We start from the raw sequence: 19,315 nt of genomic DNA, 5'->3' as shown, positions 1-19,315 counted from the left end.
CGGGGTCAGGCGCCTGGGCGCAATCCGCACTGGCCCAGTAACTCCTGCCAGGCCTTGGTGTGCGCCATCATGGCCACGTCGAGTTCCCGCCACAGGCTGGCCTCGGCGCTCTGTGCAAGGTGCCGGTCATACCAGCCGGTGAAACTTTCTGGCATGACCGCCCGCTGCATTTCCGCCAACTGCTCGAACGACTCGATGAGCGCCACCCGCCCCTGAGTCACAGTGCTCATATAGGGCTGGATCTTTTCGATGTACACACTGAAGAACATACTCTGAACAATATCCGACTGGTTGTTGGGCTTGCCGTTAATACACAGAGGCTTGCCTTCAATTCTTTGCTTGAGCAATGCCGTCCCGTCCTTCAGCCTTGCGGTCAGAAGGAGCGCACTGTTGATTAACTGGCCGGCCCGGTATTCCGCCTGCCAGCGCTGATGAACGTCGCCGGCAAAGTCGAGAGAAACCGCCAGATCCTCAGAGTACAAACGGGCCACTGCTGCGTTCAGGCTGTCGATATCAAGGGCGAGATCAGACACGGGATTGCCCTCTGGCGCGACGGGATAGTAGCCCTTGGCCAGGGTAAACAGCTTTTCGATTTCTTCGACGCCCCAGGTGGCATTCCAGATGGCGATGGGCAGGGATTCAAGCTTGCTGTCGATACCACCGGCAAGCTCTTCGGCAAATTCTTCATCCTCTATGTCCGGCAGACAGTCCCTGGCCGCTTCGATAAACCGGATTTCATAGCGAAGGCGGTTCAGGGGTTGCATCACCCGCCCCATCACCGAGTTTTTCTCACCAACAACGTACTGGAGCTCACAACCGTAGAGCGAGAGAAAATCGAGCATCCCCATGTCCAGCTCGGGCATGGTCAGCACCCGGTCGCGACGGCGAGGAAGCTGGCTGGCGGAGGGAATGTCAGAAAACTCGGGATCGGTTTCCAACACCCGGGCCACCCGCTCGACGTACTCGTCCATCATGGGACGAGCATCCGAGAACGGGTCGCAACCGGCGAGAAGCACGGCGAGAACCGGCGCAAAGACTCTGCAAAATCCGGTTCCGGGCATTCATTCCTCCTGCGATGGCGTTAAACAGCCGTGGGCCTAGCGCTTTTGCAGCAAGGTATCGACCTCCGCAAAATCACGGGCAATGAAACGTTCGGTTTCCGGCAGATCTCCCTCGCGAACAAGCCAGGCAGTTTGCATTCCGGCTTCCTCGGCTGCCTCCAGTTCGGCTTCGACATCAGACAAGAACAGCACCGAGCAGGCCTCGACGCCCAACTCAGACAGAATATTCCGGTATGAAACTGTCTCTTTCTTGCCCCCGATACGGGTATCGAAATAGCCCGAGAAAAACGGCGTAAAGTCGCCTTCCGTGGTAAAACCGAAAATCAACTTCTGGGCTTTCACCGAACCTGATGAGTATACGAACAAACGCAGACCCCGATCATGCCAGCGTTGAAGGTAGTCGGCTGCGTCAGCGTAGATATGCCCTTTCAGCTCTCCCTGCTGGTATCCCTGCTCCCAGACCATGCCCTGCAGCGTCTTCAGTGAGGTTTCCTTGCGGTCTTCCCTGATCCAGGTTTCAAGCACTTCGATCAGCCCTTCGACATCCTCGCGCGCAACGCCTGAAACCTCGGCCACTGCGTCCAGTTGCTCAGACACAGCCGGGATGTCCTGATGCTGGTCACGGACAAAACGCGGCAGGTGCTCGCTGGCATAGGGAAACAGGACATCGTGCACAAACGAAATAGAGCTGGTGGTGCCTTCGATATCCGTCAGCACAACCCGGATCATTCGGCCGCTCCTGCCAGCGCCTCGTAGCGGGGCAAGCGACCGGCGATGTCTTCACCGGTAAAGTCCGCCACCCAGCCCTCGGGATTGGTGAACAGGCGGATGCAGGTAAATGCCGGTGCCGGGCCCATGTCGAACCAGTGGCGAGTGCCATCGGGCACACTGATCAGATCGTTTTTCTGGCACAGCACGGCGAAAACCTCGTTGCCGAAGTGCAGGTAAAACAGACCCTGGCCACGGACAAAGAAACGAACTTCGTCTTCACTGTGGGTGTGCTCATCCAGGAACTTTTGACGGAACGCGTCTTTCTGCGGATTGTCCGGGTTCAGGCTGATCACATCCGCGGTCTGAAAACCACATTCGTGCTTCAGTTTCGAAACTTCCTCGCTGTAGGCCTCAAGGATGTCTTCCTGGGATGCATCAGACGGCAGATCTTTCGTTGGCCACTGCTCATAGCGCACACCGTGGCGGGCCAGAAGCTCCCGTATTTCTTCAGAATTCTCGGTCACTTTGCGTGCCTTTTCGGGCTGGTTCTGGTCGAAAATACTCAGGGTAGTCATGGGCGAACCCTCATGGTTTCAAGCTCACATTCAAACAGGAATTCAAAGGCCTCGACATGGCGCAGGCAATCGGCCATGGTCTTGCCCCAGGTATACAGGCCATGGCCACGAATCAGGTAGCCTGGCTGTTCCGGATGCTCCCGGAACCATTCGCGAGTGTGCGCCGCCAAAGCGTCGATGTCCTGGGTGTTTTCAAACACCGGAATCGTGAGGACTGATTCGTGGGTCTCAACGCCGGTAAACGCCTTCTGCAGCTCATAGCCTTCCAGCGCCAGTGGCTGGCCGGGCTCAAGCAGACGGCTTAGCACCGTTGCCTTCACCGAGTGGGTGTGCAAAACCGCGCCCACCTCGGGAAAGACCTCATATAGCACCGTGTGCAGCCTTGTTTCTGCAGAGGAGCGACAGTCGCTCTGTACCGGCCGGCCAGCCAGATCGACCACCATGACATCACCCGATCCCAGTTGGCCCTTGTGACGGCCCGAAACGGTAATGGCAATGTGCTCGGCATCGATGCGGGCAGAATAGTTACTGCTGGTTGCGGGCGACCAACCCTGCTGGTACAGGAACCGCCCGGCTTCCACAATCGCATCCGCGGCGACGGCATATCGGGTTACATCAAACACGAGTTCTCTCCCGGGTTTCAGAGCGCTTGGGACACTCCCATGGGCGACATTATAGGGACGAAGCGGCGCCCCGCAAATGATGCCGTGCGGCAATCAAATCGGCGACAATGGAGACAGCAATTTCTGCCGGTGTCTTGCTCGGAATATCGACGCCAATGGGGGCTCGCAGGCGTTCCAGTGCATCTTTTTCGAGACCCAGAGAGGCAAGCCTTTCCCGCCGGGCTTCCGAGGTCCTTCGGGATCCCATGGCGCCGATGTAAAAGGCTCTGGAGTGAAGGGCTGCCAGCAACCCCATATCGTCGATACGCGGATCATGAGCGAGGGCCAGAATACCGGACCAGGCGTCGCCAAACTGCGTGGAAATCAGGTCATCGGGCAGGCGCCGGTCCAGGGGAATCTCTTCAAAACTCCAGCCAGCGGCGAAGGCTTCCCTCGGCTCACAGAGGGTGACCGCAAAATCCGCCGCTGTCGCAAATTCGAAAACGTAACGCGCAACTTCGCCGGCACCGATCAACAGCAGCCGGCACTCGGGCTGCAGGGCGTGAAGGAGCTGTTCGCCGTCAAAGTGGACCGCGTTACCCTCCCGGGAGACAGAATGCTCCAGGCTTGCAGCCCCGTTTATTGGCACGCGACGAACCACGGGTTCCCGATCACGCAAGGCACCCGCCAACGCCTGAACGTGATCGAGACCCGGCTGGCCCCGGAAGGGTTCGACCAGAAGCCGAATCCGGCCACCGCATGGCAGCTGGAAATGATCCCGGTCATCGTCGGTGATTCCATAATCAACAAAGACCGGATAGTCCGGCCCGTCTTCCGCTGTTCGCCGGAGCAGATCTTCTTCCAGACAGCCACCGGAAACCGACCCGCTCCAGTGACCGGATTCTGCAATCGCCAACCAGGAGCCGACCGGGCGCGGCGAGGAGCCCCAGGTGTCCACGATGGTGCAAAGCCAGGCTCTCTGACCGGCCGCCAGCCAGCGAGACATTCTGTCTAACACTGTCTGGCGGCCGGTAGCGACCGAATACGCGACGCTTGAATCAGGCATCGGCTTTCAGTGGCAGGCTGCGCTGCCGCTTTCCATTGAGCGCAAACAGGGCATTACCCAGGGCCGGGATCACGGGCGGCACGCCGGGCTCGCCGACACCGGTCGGCAACTCACCGCTTGCAGCAATATCCACCAGCACTTCAGGACGCTCGTACTGCCTCATTAGCGGGTAGTCGTGGAAGTTGCTCTGCTGGACCTCGCCATTCTCGAACGTGATTTCTCCATAAAGTGCTGCAGTCAGACCAAACAGGATACCGCCCTCGATCTGGTCTTCCACGATGCGGGGGTTTACGACCTGGCCACAGTCCACCGAACAGGTGACCTTGTATACCCTGATGACTCCATTCTCGATTCCGGCTTCCACCACCTGGGCAACGTAAGTTCCGAAACTCCGGAACAGGGCGAGCCCCCGGGCCCGACCCTCTGGCACAGGCGACTGCCAATCGGCCAGCCTGACAACCCGGTCAAGCACTTCCAGGTGCCTTGGCTCATGGGAAATCAGACGACGACGGAACTGGTAAGGATCCTCACCGGCTTCATGGGCAAGTTCGTCCATGAAGGTTTCGACGGCAAACCCGTTGTGGGAAAAGCCCACTGAACGCCACCAGGTAATCGGAATGCCGGGATCGGTGTGGGTATGACGGATATCAACGTTGGACACCCGGTAGGGGTACTCGATGGCACCCTCGATTGCGGAGAAGTCCTTCGGCGTCGCAAGGCCTTCGGCCATTAGCCCGACAGCGCCCAGGGTGTCGTACATGAACTTTGGAGCCCAGGGATACTGGGCAGGCGCCGCATTACGGACGTACCAGTCAAGAATTTGCGGGCCCACGATCTGGTGATGCCAGCCTGTCAGCTCGCCGCCCACGAAGCTCGCTTTCATGCGGTGCAGCATTGCCGGGCGATAGAGATCGTGACGGGTGTCCTCTTCACGGGACCAGATGACTTTAACCGGCCGTCCGACCCGATAAGCCACTGCCGCCGCTTCTTCAACATAGTCCTGAGTCAGTCGACGGCCAAAACCGCCGCCGAGAAAGGTCGTATTGATAGTGATATCGTCGGGCCCAAGATTGGTCACCCGGGCTGCTGCTATCCGGCCAAGGTCCGGCGCCTGTGTGGGGGCCCACACCTCCATCCCGTCCTCTCGGTACCAGGCCGTGGCGTTCATGGGCTCCAATGTCGCGTGTGCCAGGTAGGGCTGGGCGTACTCTGCCTCCACTACCCGGTCGCCCTCCTCCATGGCACTGGCAAAACTGCCTTCACTACGCTCGGACTCTCCGGGATCGTCATCGGCTGCGGCGCGATAGGAATCGAACACGTCGCCTGTAGACAGAGACACGGCATCCGAAAAATCCCAGTCTATCTTGAGCGCGTCCTGAGCTTTAAGGGCACGCCAGTATTTGTCTGCAACAACGGCCACGCCGCGCTCGATCTCAAATACATCAAGCACACCCGTCATTGCCCGGACCTGATCAGCGTTGAAGTCCCGGACCCGGCCGCCGCGTCGGGGTGATCGTGAAATCACCCCGTACACCATGTCCGGAAGATCCACATCAATACCGTAAACCGCGGTTCCGGTCGACTTGGCTCGGGCATCCAGTTTGCCCCGTTGCTTGCCAATGTACTTCCATTCACTCTGCGGCTTGAGGACTATCTCACCACGCACGACTTCTTTAGCGGCCAACTCAACCAACTGGCCATAAGCCATGGAATCGATACCGTTCGGGTGCACCACTCGACCTTCACTGGCGCGACATTCGGCTGCATCAACGTTCCATACACGTGCTGCAGCCATAACCAGCATTTGCCGGGCTTCCGCACCGGCCGTTCGAAGCGGCTCCCAGCTGGTCGCAACACTGGTGCTACCGCCCGTTAGCTGCAGCTTGTAAAGAGGATTTCGATACTCCGGCGCCACCGGTGCAAAGCGTGGCGTGATCCGCTCCGGCTGGATTTCCAGCTCCTCGGCAATCAGTGTGGTCAACCCGGTGTAGGTGCCCTGCCCCATTTCGACCCGGGCCAGGGTGAAGAAGACTTCATCATCGGCAGTCAGTTCCAGCCAGGCATCGGGACGCCATTCGCCCGTGTCCGGCTCATAACCCGTCTGGATTCCCGCGCAGCCCGGTAATGTCATTGAAACCATCAGACTGCCGGAGGCACCGGCACTGACCTTGAGGAAATTTCGTCGGTTCATCGCCATGTTATGCTGGCCCTCCCTGAGCGCTGTCTGACGACTCACCGCCAGCGACGGATTCCACGGCTGCAATGATCCGCGAGTAGGTGCCGCATCGGCAGAGATTGCCTGTCATGGCCGCAACAATTTCCTCACGTGACGGCGCCGGATTGCTGGCCAGAAGGTGGGCCGCACTCATAATCTGGCCTGACTGGCAGTAGCCGCATTGGGGAACGCCGTGTTCGATCCAGGCTTCCTGCAGGGCATGCAGACGACTACCCTCCCCCAGACCTTCAATCGTAACCACATCACCACCGGCGGCCATTTCGACCGGTGTCGAGCAGGAACGCACGGGCTGCCCGTTCAGGTGAACCGTGCAGGCACCACAGAGGCCCGCGCCGCAACCGAATTTGGTTCCCTTGAGCCCCAGCTCATCACGCAATACCCATAGAAGAGGCGTATCCCCTTCAATGTTCAGCGACCGCTCGTCGCCATTGACTGTCAGGCTCACGGCCATCCCAACCCTCTCCTTTACCTGTCTCCGGTATTATTTCCGGATTTCTTGTTGTGGCTGCCCCCTGCGGCAGATACCAGAGCCCTATCTGACGACTTCTTCGCCATCCTTGTTAACCCAGATCTTGCGTTCGCCGGACTCCATCTTGCCGTTTGAGTCCCAGACCTCCCGGTCCGTTGTGGCCTCTTCAACCTTGCCGTTGTCGTTCCAGATAACTCGATCCTTACACCCCGCCAGTGCCAGTACGGCGAATACAACCAGTACAGCTTTTTTCACGACGATAACCTCCGTTCAGCCGCCGCTGCGGCTCTTGTTAAGGAATACCTGGGATTGGCAGCCCTAACGGCTGCCGTGGAGTTCACGGTTATGCTGCTTATCCCGGTCACTCTTTCGCACCATGACATAAACAGCCCCCGTACCACCATGGTGTTTCTGGGCCGAATGAAAGGCCAGGACATCGTCCAGCTCCGGCAACCATTTGGCGAGGTAACTTTTCAACTGGGCGATACCATCAGGGTTACGCTCACCCTTGCCATGAAGAATGATGACCGAACGCAGGCCATAGCGCACGCAATCACCGATGAACCTGAAGACTTCGCGCCGGGACTGCTCAACCGTCATCCGGTGCAGATCAAGGCGGGCTTCGATCGGATACTGGCCCAGTCGGAGCTTTCGAAATACGCCGTGCTGGATGCCTGGCCGCTGCCAGCTCAATATATCGTGGGCCGTGAGCGGCTCTACCATGTCGGAGGTCAGGGGGTTGATATCCCGCACAGGCTTTTCAACAGCCGCCCTCTGACGCTCCAGATGGCCTGGCGTCAGTTCCCGGGGCGTTGTCACCTCGGCCCGGTTAGGCTTGCGGATACGCCGGACGTCTTTCATTTCCTCAAGGAAGCTGAGGCGCTCTTCTTTGGTAGTCATGGCGCTACAATTAATGACCTGTTTCAAAAGCTGACTTTACCACCCGGGTAACCGGCCTTAAAGAAAACTGATCTATGTCAGACTTATTGCGACCAAAATCGTAGGGCGACAGATGCTTTGGCTACACTACACTTCACACGGACAATAATAACCAGCGAGTGACGACGGACATGGCCTCAGCGCACCAGGAAAATGACCGCCCGCAGAACATCCGCGCCATCATGACGTTTTTGCGGGAACACGCGCCTTTCTCCAGCATGGATGACGCCCATCTTGCGCATTTCGCGGAGAATGCCTCCATCCAGTTCTACGCCGATGGCGATGTCGTCCTGTCTCCCGATCAGGATGTCGTTAAACGATTCTACGTGGTCAAACAGGGGCGGATTCGTGGCGAGCGCCACAACGACAAGGAAGACCGCACGGAAACGACCTTCGAAATCAGCCAGGGCGAGTGCTTTCCCCTCGCCGCCATGATCGGCGAACGGCCAACCAGAACCCTGCATCGGGCAGACGGCGATACCTTCTGCCTCAGCATCGGGCAGACGGCATTCGTTACTCTCTTTGCTGAAAGCGAACCGTTCCGGGATTTTTGCCTGCGGGGCGTCAGCAGCCTGCTTGATCAGGTAAACCGGCGCATACAGTCAGGTGCCATGGCCTCAATAGGGTCCAGCACGTCCCTCGATACGCCACTGGAACGCTATGCCCTGCGCAATCCGATCGTGTGCTCACCCGATCTTCCGGTGCGTAAGGCCGTGGCCCGCATGCATGAGAACAACGTCGGCAGCATAATTGTTACCGATGAAAACCGTATCCCGACCGGCATTTTCACACTGCGGGACCTTCGCACCATGATCGCCGAGGGCACCGGTCCCCTGGATACGCCGATACAGCAGGTAATGACCAAGAATCCCTGCTGCCTGCCTTCCCACGCAGATGCGTTCGAAGCCGCCATGCTGATGGCAGAGCATCACTTTGCGCATCTTTGCGTCATCGACGATGACCATAAACTGATTGGGGTGGTTTCGGAGCGAGACCTGTTTTCCCTGCAGCGTGTGGATCTGGTGAATCTTGCCCGCACCATTGGCACAGCCACCCATCTGCGCACCCTGGTCAGCCTGCGCACGGACGTATCACGCCTGGTGGATGCGATGCTCGCCCACGGCGCGGACTCCGGGCAGGTGGTCAAGATTATCACCACACTCAATGACGTAACCGTTCGGCGGGTCCTGGAACTGAACATCAAGAAGAACGACCCGGGCATTCCCTTCACCTGGCTGACGTTTGGCAGTGAGGGCCGTCAGGAGCAGACCCTGCTGACCGACCAGGACAACGGCATACTGTTCCAGACGCCAGAGGGGATGACCGCCGAACAGGTCCGCGAAAAGCTGCTGCCCTTTGCGCGAAAGGTAAACGACGAACTGGCCGAGTGCGGCTTTACCCTGTGCAAGGGCAACATCATGGCCAGTAACCCGAAACTCTGTCTGAGCGACACGGAATGGGACGACTGGTTTATCCGGTTCATTGATGCCTCCACGCCCCAGAACCTGGTGTATTCTTCAATTTTTCTCGATATGAGGGCCATCTACGGTCCAACGGAGCCGTTGAACGATCTTCTGGACAAGATCCTTACGCGCATCCGGAAGAACGCCCTGTTCCAGAAAATGCTTGCCGGTAACGCTTTCCAGCGGAAGCCGCCGCTCACCATGTTCCGCAACTTCCGTTATATATCCGAGGGCAACAAGCACTCACTGGACCTCAAGCGTCAGGGCCTGGCTCCGTTTGTTGAGGCGGTGCGGGTTTTTGCCCTGGCGAATGGCGTTGAGACAGCGAACACGCTGGAGCGCATGGATGAGCTGGCGAAAATAGGCGTCTTCGATCCGAAAGATGCCAACGCCTGGAAGGAAGGTTATAGCCTGATCCAGGCGATCCGGATGCGGGCCCACCAGGAAATGCTGGCGAAGGGCGAGGAGCTCACCAACTACATCGATCCCGACGATCTGAACCCACTCGACCGTCGAATCCTGCGCGAATCTTTCAGGCAGGCGCAGCGGTTGCAACAGAAACTCGAAGTTACATACCAACTCTGACCTTCAGGCGCGAGACATGCTGGAACAGATCAAACAATGGATTGAGCATCGCCGGGGCGGAAAAATCGGTAGTCACGATCCTGGCAACCTGCCCAATCTGAAAACGCCGGGAGAGCAGCTGCTTACGGACTGCCGCCTGATCGTTCTGGATCTGGAAACCACGGGACTGAACCCCTCCAAGGACGAGGTCATCGCTATCGGGGCCGTCGCCATCCGCGGCGGCGTTATCAACCTTGGCGACCAGTTCGATCTGATCCTCAGACGTCCGGAGCTCGACATCCGCGAAACCGTGCTCATTCACGGGATCGGACCCGAGGCGCTGACCCAGGGGCACGAAATCGAGGATGCGCTGCTCTATCTCCTGGAGTGGATGAACGGCGACCCGATCCTGGCCTACCACTCCGCGTTCGATCAGAAATTCCTGGAAAAGACCCTGAAGGCGCAGCTTGGTTATACCCAGCCCCACACCTGGATGGACGTGGCAGACCTGATGCCTGCTTTTTTCCCCAACACCAAAACCGGTGGCAAAGGACTCGACAACTGGGCCGATTATTTCGGCCTTGAAGTCAGCGAACGTCACCACGCCGCTTCTGACGCTCTCGCCACAGCCGAACTTACCCTGGTCGCCCTCAACAAGGCGCGGTCAGAAGGGGTAAAAACACTGAAAGGGCTTTACGACAAGCTCCATTACCACCGGCGCCTGCAAAACATGCATCGTTTCTGAATCGATGTCCGGCGGAATGTCTCATTCATAGACCGACATCACGCCAAATTACTGAGAATTAGACTTTTTGCCAATATCTATAAATCGCTTGACCAGTAAAGTCAGTAGGGACAACTAGTCGGAGAAGTACTTATATGAATAATAAATTCTCTAACCGAAGTGCCTCACCAAAAACCCACCCAACCTCCACAACAACAAAACAGGAGTGATCCTATGTCAGCAGGTCATAGCTACGATGCTGAAGCGTACTGGAAGGCGAATCTGCGCCTGATATTCGGGAGCCTGATTGTCTGGGCCCTGGTATCTTACGGCTTTGCAATTCTGCTCCGTCCGATGCTTGCCGGTATTCCGATTGGTGGTACTGATCTGGGCTTCTGGTTTGCCCAGCAGGGTTCCATCCTCACGTTCATCGCTCTGATCTTCCACTACGCGTGGCGCATGAACAAGATCGATGAAAAATTCGGCGTGCACGAGGAGTAAGAACGAATGAGCCAATTTGCCATTAACATCATGTTTGTAGGGGGCTCATTCCTCCTCTACATCGCAATCGCTATCTGGGCCAAGGCCGGAAGCACGAGTGACTTCTACGTTGCCGGCGGCGGTGTTCATCCGATCACCAACGGCGCTGCAATCGGCGCCGACTGGATGTCCGCGGCATCGTTTATCTCCATGGCAGGCCTGATTGCTGCCGGTGGCTACGCCAACTCCACCTTCCTCATGGGCTGGACTGGCGGTTATGTTCTGCTGGCGATGCTGCTGGCTCCGTACCTGCGGAAGTTCGGCAAGTTCACGGTACCCGAGTTCATCGGCGACCGCTTCTATAGCAAGAATGCCCGCCTGGTGGCGGTTGTCTGCCTGATCGTAGCGTCTGTAACCTACGTTATCGGCCAGATGGCTGGTGCCGGTGTTGCCTTCTCCCGCTTCCTGGAAGTTGATTCCACCGTTGGTCTGATGATCGCTGCAGTTGTGGTCTTCATCTACGCGGTAATGGGTGGCATGAAGGGTATTACCTACACCCAGGTGGCCCAGTACTGTGTATTGATCGTTGCCTATACCATTCCTGCGGTATTCATTTCCCTGCAACTGACTGGGAATCCGATTCCGGGTCTGGGCCTGTTCTCAACTCATGTGGATTCCGGCATGCCGATCCTCAGCAAGCTGAACCAGGTTATCACCGACCTCGGCTTCAACGAGTACACCGCCGATATCGACAACAAGCTGAACATGGTTCTGTTCACCCTGTCGCTGATGATCGGTACTGCAGGTCTGCCTCACGTTATCATCCGCTTCTTCACCGTACCCAAGGTTGCTGACGCGCGCTGGTCTGCGGGCTGGGCCCTGGTATTCATCGCCCTGCTGTACCTGACTGCTCCGGCTGTTGCTTCCATGGCTCGCTTGAACCTGATGACCACCATCTACCCGGACGGCACCGCAGCGGAGCCGATCCAGTATGATGAGCGTCCGAACTGGATCAAGGAGTGGGAAGTGACTGGTCTTATCCAGTTCACCGACAAGAACGAAGACGGTCGGATCCAGCTGTACAACGACAGCGAAGCCTTCGCGCCTACGGCTGAAGCCCGCGGCTGGAACGGCAACGAGCTGGTCGTTAACCGGGATATCCTGGTACTGGCCAACCCGGAAATCGCTAATCTGCCCGGCTGGGTCATCGGTCTGATCGCAGCAGGTGGTCTGGCAGCAGCACTGTCCACGGCGGCCGGTCTGTTGCTGGCGATCTCCTCGGCAGTCAGTCACGACCTGATCAAGGGCTCCATTAATCCGGCGATCTCGGAGAAGGGTGAGCTAATGGCAGCCCGGATATCCATGGCGGTCGCGATCGTTGTCGCCACATGGCTTGGTGCGAACCCTCCCGGCTTCGCGGCACAGGTTGTTGCACTGGCATTCGGTATCGCCGCTGCATCCCTGTTCCCGGCACTGATGATGGGTATCTTCTCCAAGCGTGTGAACAACAAAGGCGCAATCGCCGGCATGCTGACCGGTCTGGCCTTCACCCTTGCGTACATCTTCGTATACAAGGGCTGGCTGTTCATTCCGGGCACCAATAACCTGGCAGACACCCCCGAAAACTGGGTGCTGGGCATCTCCCCGCTGTCCATCGGCGCGGTTGGTGCAATCGTCAACTTTGCGGTAGCCTTCATTGTATCCAACGCAACTGAAGAACCGCCCGTTGAGATTCAGGAACTGGTTGAAAGCGTCCGTTACCCACGTGGTTCCGGTCAAGCTACAGACCACTAAGCAACATCTCAGCCTGATTTGTTCAATGAACTGACAGGTTGATACTGAACGGGCTTCCTCAATGAGGGAGCCCGTTCTTTTTTGAGGAAGTCATTATATGTTCTGGACATTTGTCGCTACTGTAGTTTGCGGCCTTGGCGCTGCCGGTATTGCACTGGGCATTCGCGCCGCCACCCAAAATAAAGCCCCGAAGTGGATCATCCCGGTTTTCGCCGGCGCGGGCATGCTCGGCTATCTCATTTACATGGAATACACCTGGTTCGATCAGAAAGAGGCTCGCCTGCCAGACGAAGCAGTGGTTGTGAGTACCGAATCCGACGGCATCCTCTGGCGGCCCTGGACCTTCGTACTTCCCTACGTCACCGCGTTTTCCACAGTCGACACCAAAAGCATCAGCCGTGACACCAGCAGCGAAGACATCGTCCGGTTCACCCTTTATCGCTTCGAGCAGAAAATGACGGACGCGGTTTCCCACCGCATTCACATCATTAACTGTGCGACCCGTGAACTGGTGCCTCTGGGATCAGACGGAAGCCCACGAGTGGATAACCTGAAGCTGCTGGAGCCCGGAGACCCCCTGTATGAAACCGTCTGCGCCGAGTGATACCTCGTTAGCGTGATGCTCCAACCTGCTGATACTGTCGGGAACGCGTAACCATGATTAGTGCCTGGCTGCTGGTCCTCATTTCCATCACCTACATCTCGATCCTGTTCGTGATCGCCTGGGCCGGCGACAAACACCCCGGGTTATATCGCAGGCGCCTGGCACGCACGCACATTTACGCACTGTCTCTGGCAGTCTACTTCACCTCCTGGACCTTCTACGGCGCCGTTGGACGCGCCACTCAGGAGGGGCTCGGGTTTCTCCCCATTTACCTCGGGCCCTTGCTCGTCTTCGTGTTCGGTGCCCCGTTACTGCGCCGGATCATCTATATCAGCAAGCGCAATAACAGCACTTCCATTGCTGACTTCATTGCCTCCCGGTACGGCAAATCCCAGCTTCTGGCTGCAATGATTGCGACCTTTGCCCTGATTGGCAGCGTTCCCTACATTGCCCTGCAGCTAAAAGCCATTGCTATGGGCTTCAACGTGCTCTCGGCTACCGGAACAGGCTATGAAGAGCTGAGCACGGCAGCCTGGAATGATTCCGCCTGGTACATCACCCTTGCCCTGGCGGTATTCACCGTTCTGTTCGGTACCCGACACCTGGAATCCACCGAGCATCACCGGGGCATGATCCAGGCCGTGGCCTTCGAGTCACTGATCAAACTCGTGGCTTTCGTCGCTGTGGGTCTGTTCGTTGGCTACGGGCTCTACGGCGGGTTTGGCGACCTGTTTGAACGGGCCACGGACGCCGACCTGATCGGCACCCTGACCACCGATGGTATCGAAGCGCCGGCGTTTATTACCCAGACACTCATTGCCATGCTCGCCATCATCTGCCTGCCCAGGCAGTTTCATGTCATGGTGGTTGAAAATACCGATCATCGGGATTTCGAGATTGCCCGCTGGGCCATGCCGATCTACCTGATCGTCGCCAGTGCCTTTGTGCTTCCTATTGCAGCTGCCGGCCTGCTGTCGCCCGAGGCCTCTGCTGGAAATCCTGACATCCTGATACTGCAACTGCCGATCATGGCGGGCGAGGAATGGCTGGCCATACTGGCGTTCCTCGGTGGCGGGTCAGCGGCCGCAGCCATGGTAATCGTGTGCTCCGTCGCGATTGCCACCATGGTCAGCAACGAGATCATCATGCCGGCCCTGCTGAAATTTTTCCGACCGGGCATGAACCGGCGCACGGACCTCAGCTACCTGCTCCTGAGTATCCGCCGGGTCGCTATCTTTGTGGTGCTGCTCACCGCCTATGGTTTTTACCGGATGGCCGGTGAAGACTACAGCCTGACGGCCTTCGGCCTGCTCTCATTTGCGGCAGCGGCGCAGTTCGGGCCGGCGCTGGTAGGCGGCATTATCTGGCGCCGGGGCAATTACATGGGCGCTGTCTGGGGCCTTGGCCTTGGTTTCCTGATGTGGTGTTACACCCTGCTACTGCCGGCACTGGCCACCACCGGCTGGGTCTCCGACACCCTGATTGAGCAGGGAATCTGGGGGCTGAACTGGACACGACCCACTGCCCTGTTCGGGTCCGAGCTGGACCAGACCAGTCACGGCATTATCTGGAGCCTCGGCATCAACACGCTTGTGTACATCGTACTTTCGATGCTGACCCGTCAACGTGTCCGCGAGAAGATCCAGATTGCCTCCTTCTTCCACGATCCGCAGCCCAAAGCGGAAACCGCCCAGCACCAGAGCTGGCAGGGCGAAATTCTGACATCCGACCTGCAGGCGCTAACCGACCGGTTCATGGGTGAAGAACGCTCGGAAACCATTTTCCGGAATTACGAACGCCGCAACGCCATCCGTTTGCACCCACACCGCCCGGCATCGGCGCATCTGATGAAATACATCGAGCGCCAGCTGGCCTCGGTCATCGGCGCCTCCACCGCCAGGGTGGTCCTGGAATCGACTCTCACCGGTCGGGACATGCAGATCGAGGATGTGGTCAGCATCGTCGACGAGGCGTCCCAGGCCATGACGTTCAGCCGGGAGTTGCTGCAGTCAGCGATTGAAAATATCAGCCTGGGCGTGTCTGTGGTTAACCACCAGCAGCAATTGGTGGTCTGGAATCACCGGTATCTGGAGCTGTTCACCTATCCGAAGGGCTTCGTCAGGGTCGGTCGGCCTGTTGAAGATCTGATGCGCTATAACCTCACCAATGCCAATCTATCAGCCCGCCGGATTGATGAGATCGTCCTTGATCGCTGCACCAGCATGCGGGAAGGCCGACCGATGTCCTACGAGCGCCAGAGACCGGACGGTACCGTGTTACGCATCGATGGCAGCCCGATACCCGGTGGCGGCTATGTCACCACCTTCCAGGACATCACGGCCATGCGCAGAACCGAACAGGCCCTCAAGGAGACCAACATCTACCTCGAGCAGCGAGTCAAGGAGCGAACCCAGGAGCTTCAGGTCATCAATGAGCAGATGCTGAAGGCCAAATCCGTGGCCGAGCAGGCAAACCAGAGCAAGACACGCTTCCTCGCCTCGGCCAGCCATGACCTTCTACAGCCGCTGAACGCGGCGCGGCTGTTCACCTCTGCCCTCGCCGGCAAAGCCGATGACGGCGAAATGAAAGATCTGGTGGACCACATCGACAGTTCTCTCGGGGCTGCCGAGGAAATCATCAGCACCCTGCTGGATATTTCAAAGCTGGACGCGGGTGCGTTGGAGCCGGATATCGGGGTCTTCCCCGTAAACGAGATCATGCGCCACCTGGCAACCGACTTTTCGGCAATCGCCAAGGACCAGAACCTGGAGCTGCACGTTGTGCCCAGCACGGTCTGGATCCGCTCCGATTCCAAATTGCTGCGTCGTGTGGTCCAGAATTTCCTGTCCAACGCCATACGCTACACCCCGGAGGGCAAGATTCTGCTCGGGTGCCGGCGTCTGAAAGGCTACATTCGTATAGAAGTCTGGGATACCGGTCCCGGCATACCCGAGGACCAGCTGGCACACATTTTCGAGGAATTTCGTCGGTTTCAGCATGGCCGGGACAAAAAGGGCCTGGGGCTCGGTCTCGCCATCGTAGACCGCATCAGCGGCATGCTGAACCATCCAGTGAGCGTCCATTCCGTTCAGGGCCGAGGCAGTGTGTTTGGTATCACAGTGCCAACAGCGGCCCCGGAACAGAACGAGACCGCCGCCACCAAGCCCGCATCGGGATCACGCAGGGTATCAAACCTCGGTGGCCTGCATTTCCTGTGTATCGATAACGACCCGGCTATCCTGCAGGGCATGGTCGCCCTGCTTGGGAACTGGAAATGTGACGTGACGGCCGCCGAAAGCCTGGAAGACGCCATGGAAAAACTGGAAGGAAATCGGCCCGATATTATACTTGCCGATTATCAGCTGGATGATAACAAGAACGGCCTCGATGCCATGGACAGCATTCGCGGCGCCCTTAATGCCGACATCCCGGGCATACTCATCACCGGCTATATGGCGCCTGAAGTGCGGGAGGACGCCATCGACCGCGGCTACCAGATTCTCTACAAACCGGTGAAACCGGCTGCACTGAGGGCACTGGTTAACAAGCTACTCAAACAGAAGCGCTCATGACCGATACCAAAGCGGACGTCAATCCTTTCGGCAAGCTCACCTATCTCGTCATTGATGACTTCGAAAATTTCCGGTTGTCCATGCGCCAGATGTTGCGCAGTTGTGGCGCTGACACAATCGAACTGGTTTCCAATGCCAGTCAAGCCATCCAGTACTGTACCTATAATCACGTGGATGTCGTGTTGTGCGACTTCAACCTTGGAGAGGGCAAGAATGGTCAGCATATTCTCGAAGACCTCCGGTACAGAAAATTACTGAAGCGCTCCTCCCTGTTCCTCATGGTGACGGCCGAGACCTCCAAGGAAATGGTCATGGGCGCGAGGGAGTACCAGCCCGATGCCTATCTGACCAAGCCCATCAACCGGGCTGTACTTGAGAAACGTCTGAGCGCACTGATCAGCCAGCGCAACACGCTCATGCCCATCAATCGGGAAATCGACCGGGAAAACTACCCGGAAGCCATTTCGCTTTGTCTCCAAATGCTGCCCCGTCAACCGCGTTACAAGACCTGGTTGATGAAAACCCTGGGCGACCTGTATTTCCAGCTCGGGGACCTGGCGCACGCGCTCAAAATCTACGATGACGTCCTTGCGCAACGGGAGTTGTCCTGGGCAAGGCTCGGACGCTGCAAAGTCCTGCTCGCCAATCGAAGCTTCGACCAGGCGGTAGACGGACTGCGAGAGCTTATTGCACACCACCCGGACTACATGGAGGCCTATGATCTTCTGGCAGAAGGGTTCGAACGGCAGGGCCGGCCGACACAGGCACAGCAGGTACTAGAAAAAGCCATAGAGCATTCCCCCAATGCATTACTGCGGCAAAAGCATCTGGCACAACTGGCCGGCTCCAACCAGGATCTCGAGACCTCATCCGAGGCCTGGCAGCGCACAGTAGAGCTTGGCACCCACTCGATCCACGACAATTCAGAGCATTACCTCGCCTTGGGCCAGGCACTTTCCGACCTCAGCGAAGGCGATCTTGAAGAAGAGGGCAAAGAAAAAGCCAGGGAAGCACTGACGGTTCTCAAGAAGATGGAAAAGCGATTCGAGGGTGAGCAGGGTATCAGCCTGCGGAGCCAGATCGTGCAGTGCCGGGTTTATGCAGGACAGGGTCAGGACAAAGAGGCGAGCAAAATCCTCGAAAGGATCAGACCGGAACTCGGCGATGCCACAGCCCTGGATGCAGCAACGGGGCTCGATTACGCCAAGACCCTGTTTCGACTCGGACATGAAACCGATGCCAAAACGCTGCTGCGAGAGATGTCAGAGCGGTTCAGCAACGAGCCTGACATACTGCAGAAGATTGAAAGCCTCCTCGATGAGCCCGTAGGTTTCCGGCAGAAAATCAAAGCTCGAACCCTCAACCGGGATGGCATCAAAGCGTTCGAAGCCGGAAACCTGCAAGAAGCCGCGGATATCTTTTCAAAGGCTCTCGAGATTGTCCCGGACCACGCCGCCCTAAACCTTAACCTGGTTCAGGTGCTGATGAAGGAGCATGACAACAATCCCGAAGACCCGGAGCTCCTCAAACGCTGCCAGTCCTACCTGGATCGTCTGGCAGGACTGCCTGAACAACACCGCCAATATCGGCGTTATATCGCGTTACAACGAAAACTGAAGGGGCTGATGGTATGAAAGACCAGAATATCGATTTTTCCATGGTGCTTGCCTCAGCCGTTCACGATATGAAGAACTCGCTTGGCATGCTCCTGAATTCTCTGGACGAGCTTCGCAGCGAGCACGAGGAAAGCCTCGGGGAATCTTCGCGCTTCAATACCCTGCAGTACGAAGCCGAACGGATGCACAACGATCTGGTGCAACTCCTTGGCATATATCGACTTGGCGAGAACAACCTCTCCGCACACATTGAGGAGCACTTTGTGCCAGATTTTCTCTCGGAACACCTGGCCAGACACAATCCTCTTCTGCAGGGGCTCGGTATCGATGTTTCCGTGGACGCTGAGGATATAAACGGTTTTTTCGACGAGGATCTGTTGACCGGTGTGCTCAATAACACCATCAACAATGCCATCCGCTATACCCGTAGCAGAATCCGACTCACCGCCGGTGAGAGAGACGGTTACCTGGTGATTGGTGTTGAAGACGATGGCAAGGGATATCCCGACAACATGCAGCACACGGGAACGCTCAACTTCAAATCCCTTGATTTCAAGAGTGGCAGTACCAGCCTTGGGCTGTTCTTCGCCTCTTCAGTCGCCAAATTGCACAGCGAGGGAAATCGCAGTGGATCGATAAAGCTCCACAATGGCGGAAGCCTGGGTGGTGGGGTGTTTGAGATCTGGCTACCCTGATCCAGAGATTTTTCTGAAGGCAATAAAAAACCCCAGCATCTGGGATGCTGGGGTTTTAGGTATTAGGCGCCTGACGATGACCTACTCTCACATGGGCAACGCCACACTACCATCGGCGCTGGTCTGTTTCACTTCTGAGTTCGG

17 protein-coding genes and 1 rRNA gene are annotated in these 19,315 nt (G+C 57.5%); 8 read left to right on the top strand and 10 right to left on the bottom strand.

Translation table 11 applies throughout. The features are described 5' to 3' along the window. Positions 1-5: 5 nt before the first annotated feature. The 9 genes from ACWJ62_RS13600 to smrA all read right to left on the bottom strand — a co-directional run bounded on the left by ACWJ62_RS13600 (position 6) and on the right by smrA (position 7,620). On the bottom strand, positions 6-1,061 hold the full coding sequence (locus tag ACWJ62_RS13600; protein ID WP_449286676.1) for a DUF3080 domain-containing protein: 1,056 nt from the start codon (positions 1,059-1,061) through the stop codon (positions 6-8). A gap of 36 nt (positions 1,062-1,097) precedes the next feature. After that, positions 1,098-1,790 carry an acireductone synthase gene (gene mtnC, locus ACWJ62_RS13595; protein ID WP_449286675.1) on the bottom strand — a complete coding sequence of 231 codons (693 nt, stop codon included), beginning with the start codon at positions 1,788-1,790 and terminating at the stop codon, positions 1,098-1,100. Then, the gene (locus tag ACWJ62_RS13590; RefSeq protein ID WP_449286674.1) at positions 1,787-2,347 is read right to left on the bottom strand and encodes a 1,2-dihydroxy-3-keto-5-methylthiopentene dioxygenase; all 561 of its coding nucleotides are present in this window, start codon (positions 2,345-2,347) and stop codon (positions 1,787-1,789) included. Before ACWJ62_RS13590 ends, mtnC begins: the two co-directional genes overlap by 4 nt. After that, a complete protein-coding gene (locus tag ACWJ62_RS13585) occupies positions 2,344-2,970 on the bottom strand; it encodes a methylthioribulose 1-phosphate dehydratase (RefSeq protein WP_449286673.1) in 627 nt (208 codons plus the stop codon). The genes ACWJ62_RS13590 and ACWJ62_RS13585 overlap by 4 nt, the downstream gene beginning before the upstream one ends. A gap of 49 nt (positions 2,971-3,019) precedes the next feature. Further along, on the bottom strand, positions 3,020-4,015 hold the full coding sequence (locus tag ACWJ62_RS13580) for an XdhC family protein (RefSeq protein ID WP_449286672.1): 996 nt from the start codon (positions 4,013-4,015) through the stop codon (positions 3,020-3,022). Then, positions 4,008-6,212, bottom strand: coding sequence for a molybdopterin cofactor-binding domain-containing protein (locus ACWJ62_RS13575; RefSeq protein ID WP_449286671.1), 2,205 nt, complete (start codon positions 6,210-6,212; stop codon positions 4,008-4,010). Before ACWJ62_RS13575 ends, ACWJ62_RS13580 begins: the two co-directional genes overlap by 8 nt. A 1-nt stretch (position 6,213) precedes the next feature. Next, positions 6,214-6,702 carry a (2Fe-2S)-binding protein gene (locus tag ACWJ62_RS13570; protein ID WP_449286670.1) on the bottom strand — a complete coding sequence of 163 codons (489 nt, stop codon included), beginning with the start codon at positions 6,700-6,702 and terminating at the stop codon, positions 6,214-6,216. A gap of 81 nt (positions 6,703-6,783) precedes the next feature. Beyond that, positions 6,784-6,975 carry a membrane lipoprotein lipid attachment site-containing protein gene (locus ACWJ62_RS13565; RefSeq protein WP_008172919.1) on the bottom strand — a complete coding sequence of 64 codons (192 nt, stop codon included), beginning with the start codon at positions 6,973-6,975 and terminating at the stop codon, positions 6,784-6,786. 63 nt (positions 6,976-7,038) lie between these two features. After that, positions 7,039-7,620 (bottom strand): DNA endonuclease SmrA, encoded by a 582-nt coding sequence (gene smrA, locus ACWJ62_RS13560; protein WP_064230530.1) that lies wholly within the window; start codon positions 7,618-7,620, stop codon positions 7,039-7,041. Positions 7,621-7,790: 170 nt separating this feature from the next. On the opposite strand from smrA, the gene ACWJ62_RS13555 reads away from it, so the two are divergent. The 8 genes from ACWJ62_RS13555 (at position 7,791) to ACWJ62_RS13520 (ending at position 19,171) form a co-directional block, all read left to right on the top strand. Then, positions 7,791-9,707: a putative nucleotidyltransferase substrate binding domain-containing protein gene (locus tag ACWJ62_RS13555; RefSeq protein WP_449286669.1), complete on the top strand. Its 1,917-nt coding sequence runs from the start codon at positions 7,791-7,793 to the stop codon at positions 9,705-9,707. Between the two features lie 16 nt (positions 9,708-9,723). After that, a complete protein-coding gene (locus ACWJ62_RS13550; RefSeq protein ID WP_449286668.1) occupies positions 9,724-10,431 on the top strand; it encodes a 3'-5' exonuclease in 708 nt (235 codons plus the stop codon). 213 nt (positions 10,432-10,644) lie between these two features. Then, the gene (locus tag ACWJ62_RS13545; RefSeq protein WP_008172923.1) at positions 10,645-10,911 is read left to right on the top strand and encodes a DUF4212 domain-containing protein; all 267 of its coding nucleotides are present in this window, start codon (positions 10,645-10,647) and stop codon (positions 10,909-10,911) included. Between the two features lie 6 nt (positions 10,912-10,917). After that, complete coding sequence (locus ACWJ62_RS13540) at positions 10,918-12,684, top strand: sodium:solute symporter family protein (protein WP_449286667.1); 1,767 nt, start codon at positions 10,918-10,920, stop codon at positions 12,682-12,684. 97 nt (positions 12,685-12,781) lie between these two features. Then, positions 12,782-13,288 (top strand): hypothetical protein, encoded by a 507-nt coding sequence (locus tag ACWJ62_RS13535; RefSeq protein ID WP_449286666.1) that lies wholly within the window; start codon positions 12,782-12,784, stop codon positions 13,286-13,288. 53 nt (positions 13,289-13,341) lie between these two features. After that, a complete protein-coding gene (locus ACWJ62_RS13530; protein ID WP_449286665.1) occupies positions 13,342-16,860 on the top strand; it encodes a PAS domain-containing hybrid sensor histidine kinase/response regulator in 3,519 nt (1,172 codons plus the stop codon). Continuing rightward, positions 16,857-18,494, top strand: coding sequence for a tetratricopeptide repeat protein (locus ACWJ62_RS13525; RefSeq protein ID WP_449286664.1), 1,638 nt, complete (start codon positions 16,857-16,859; stop codon positions 18,492-18,494). Before ACWJ62_RS13530 ends, ACWJ62_RS13525 begins: the two co-directional genes overlap by 4 nt. After that, positions 18,491-19,171, top strand: coding sequence for a sensor histidine kinase (locus ACWJ62_RS13520; RefSeq protein ID WP_449286663.1), 681 nt, complete (start codon positions 18,491-18,493; stop codon positions 19,169-19,171). The genes ACWJ62_RS13525 and ACWJ62_RS13520 overlap by 4 nt, the downstream gene beginning before the upstream one ends. 68 nt (positions 19,172-19,239) lie before the next feature. On the opposite strand, the gene rrf is transcribed toward ACWJ62_RS13520, so the two are convergent. Beyond that, positions 19,240-19,315: ribosomal RNA gene (rrf, locus tag ACWJ62_RS13515) — 5S ribosomal RNA — on the bottom strand; the annotation flags it as partial.

Source organism: Marinobacter sp. PE14, from assembly GCF_053566155.1.
This window is presented reverse-complemented; position numbering and strand designations above follow the sequence as displayed.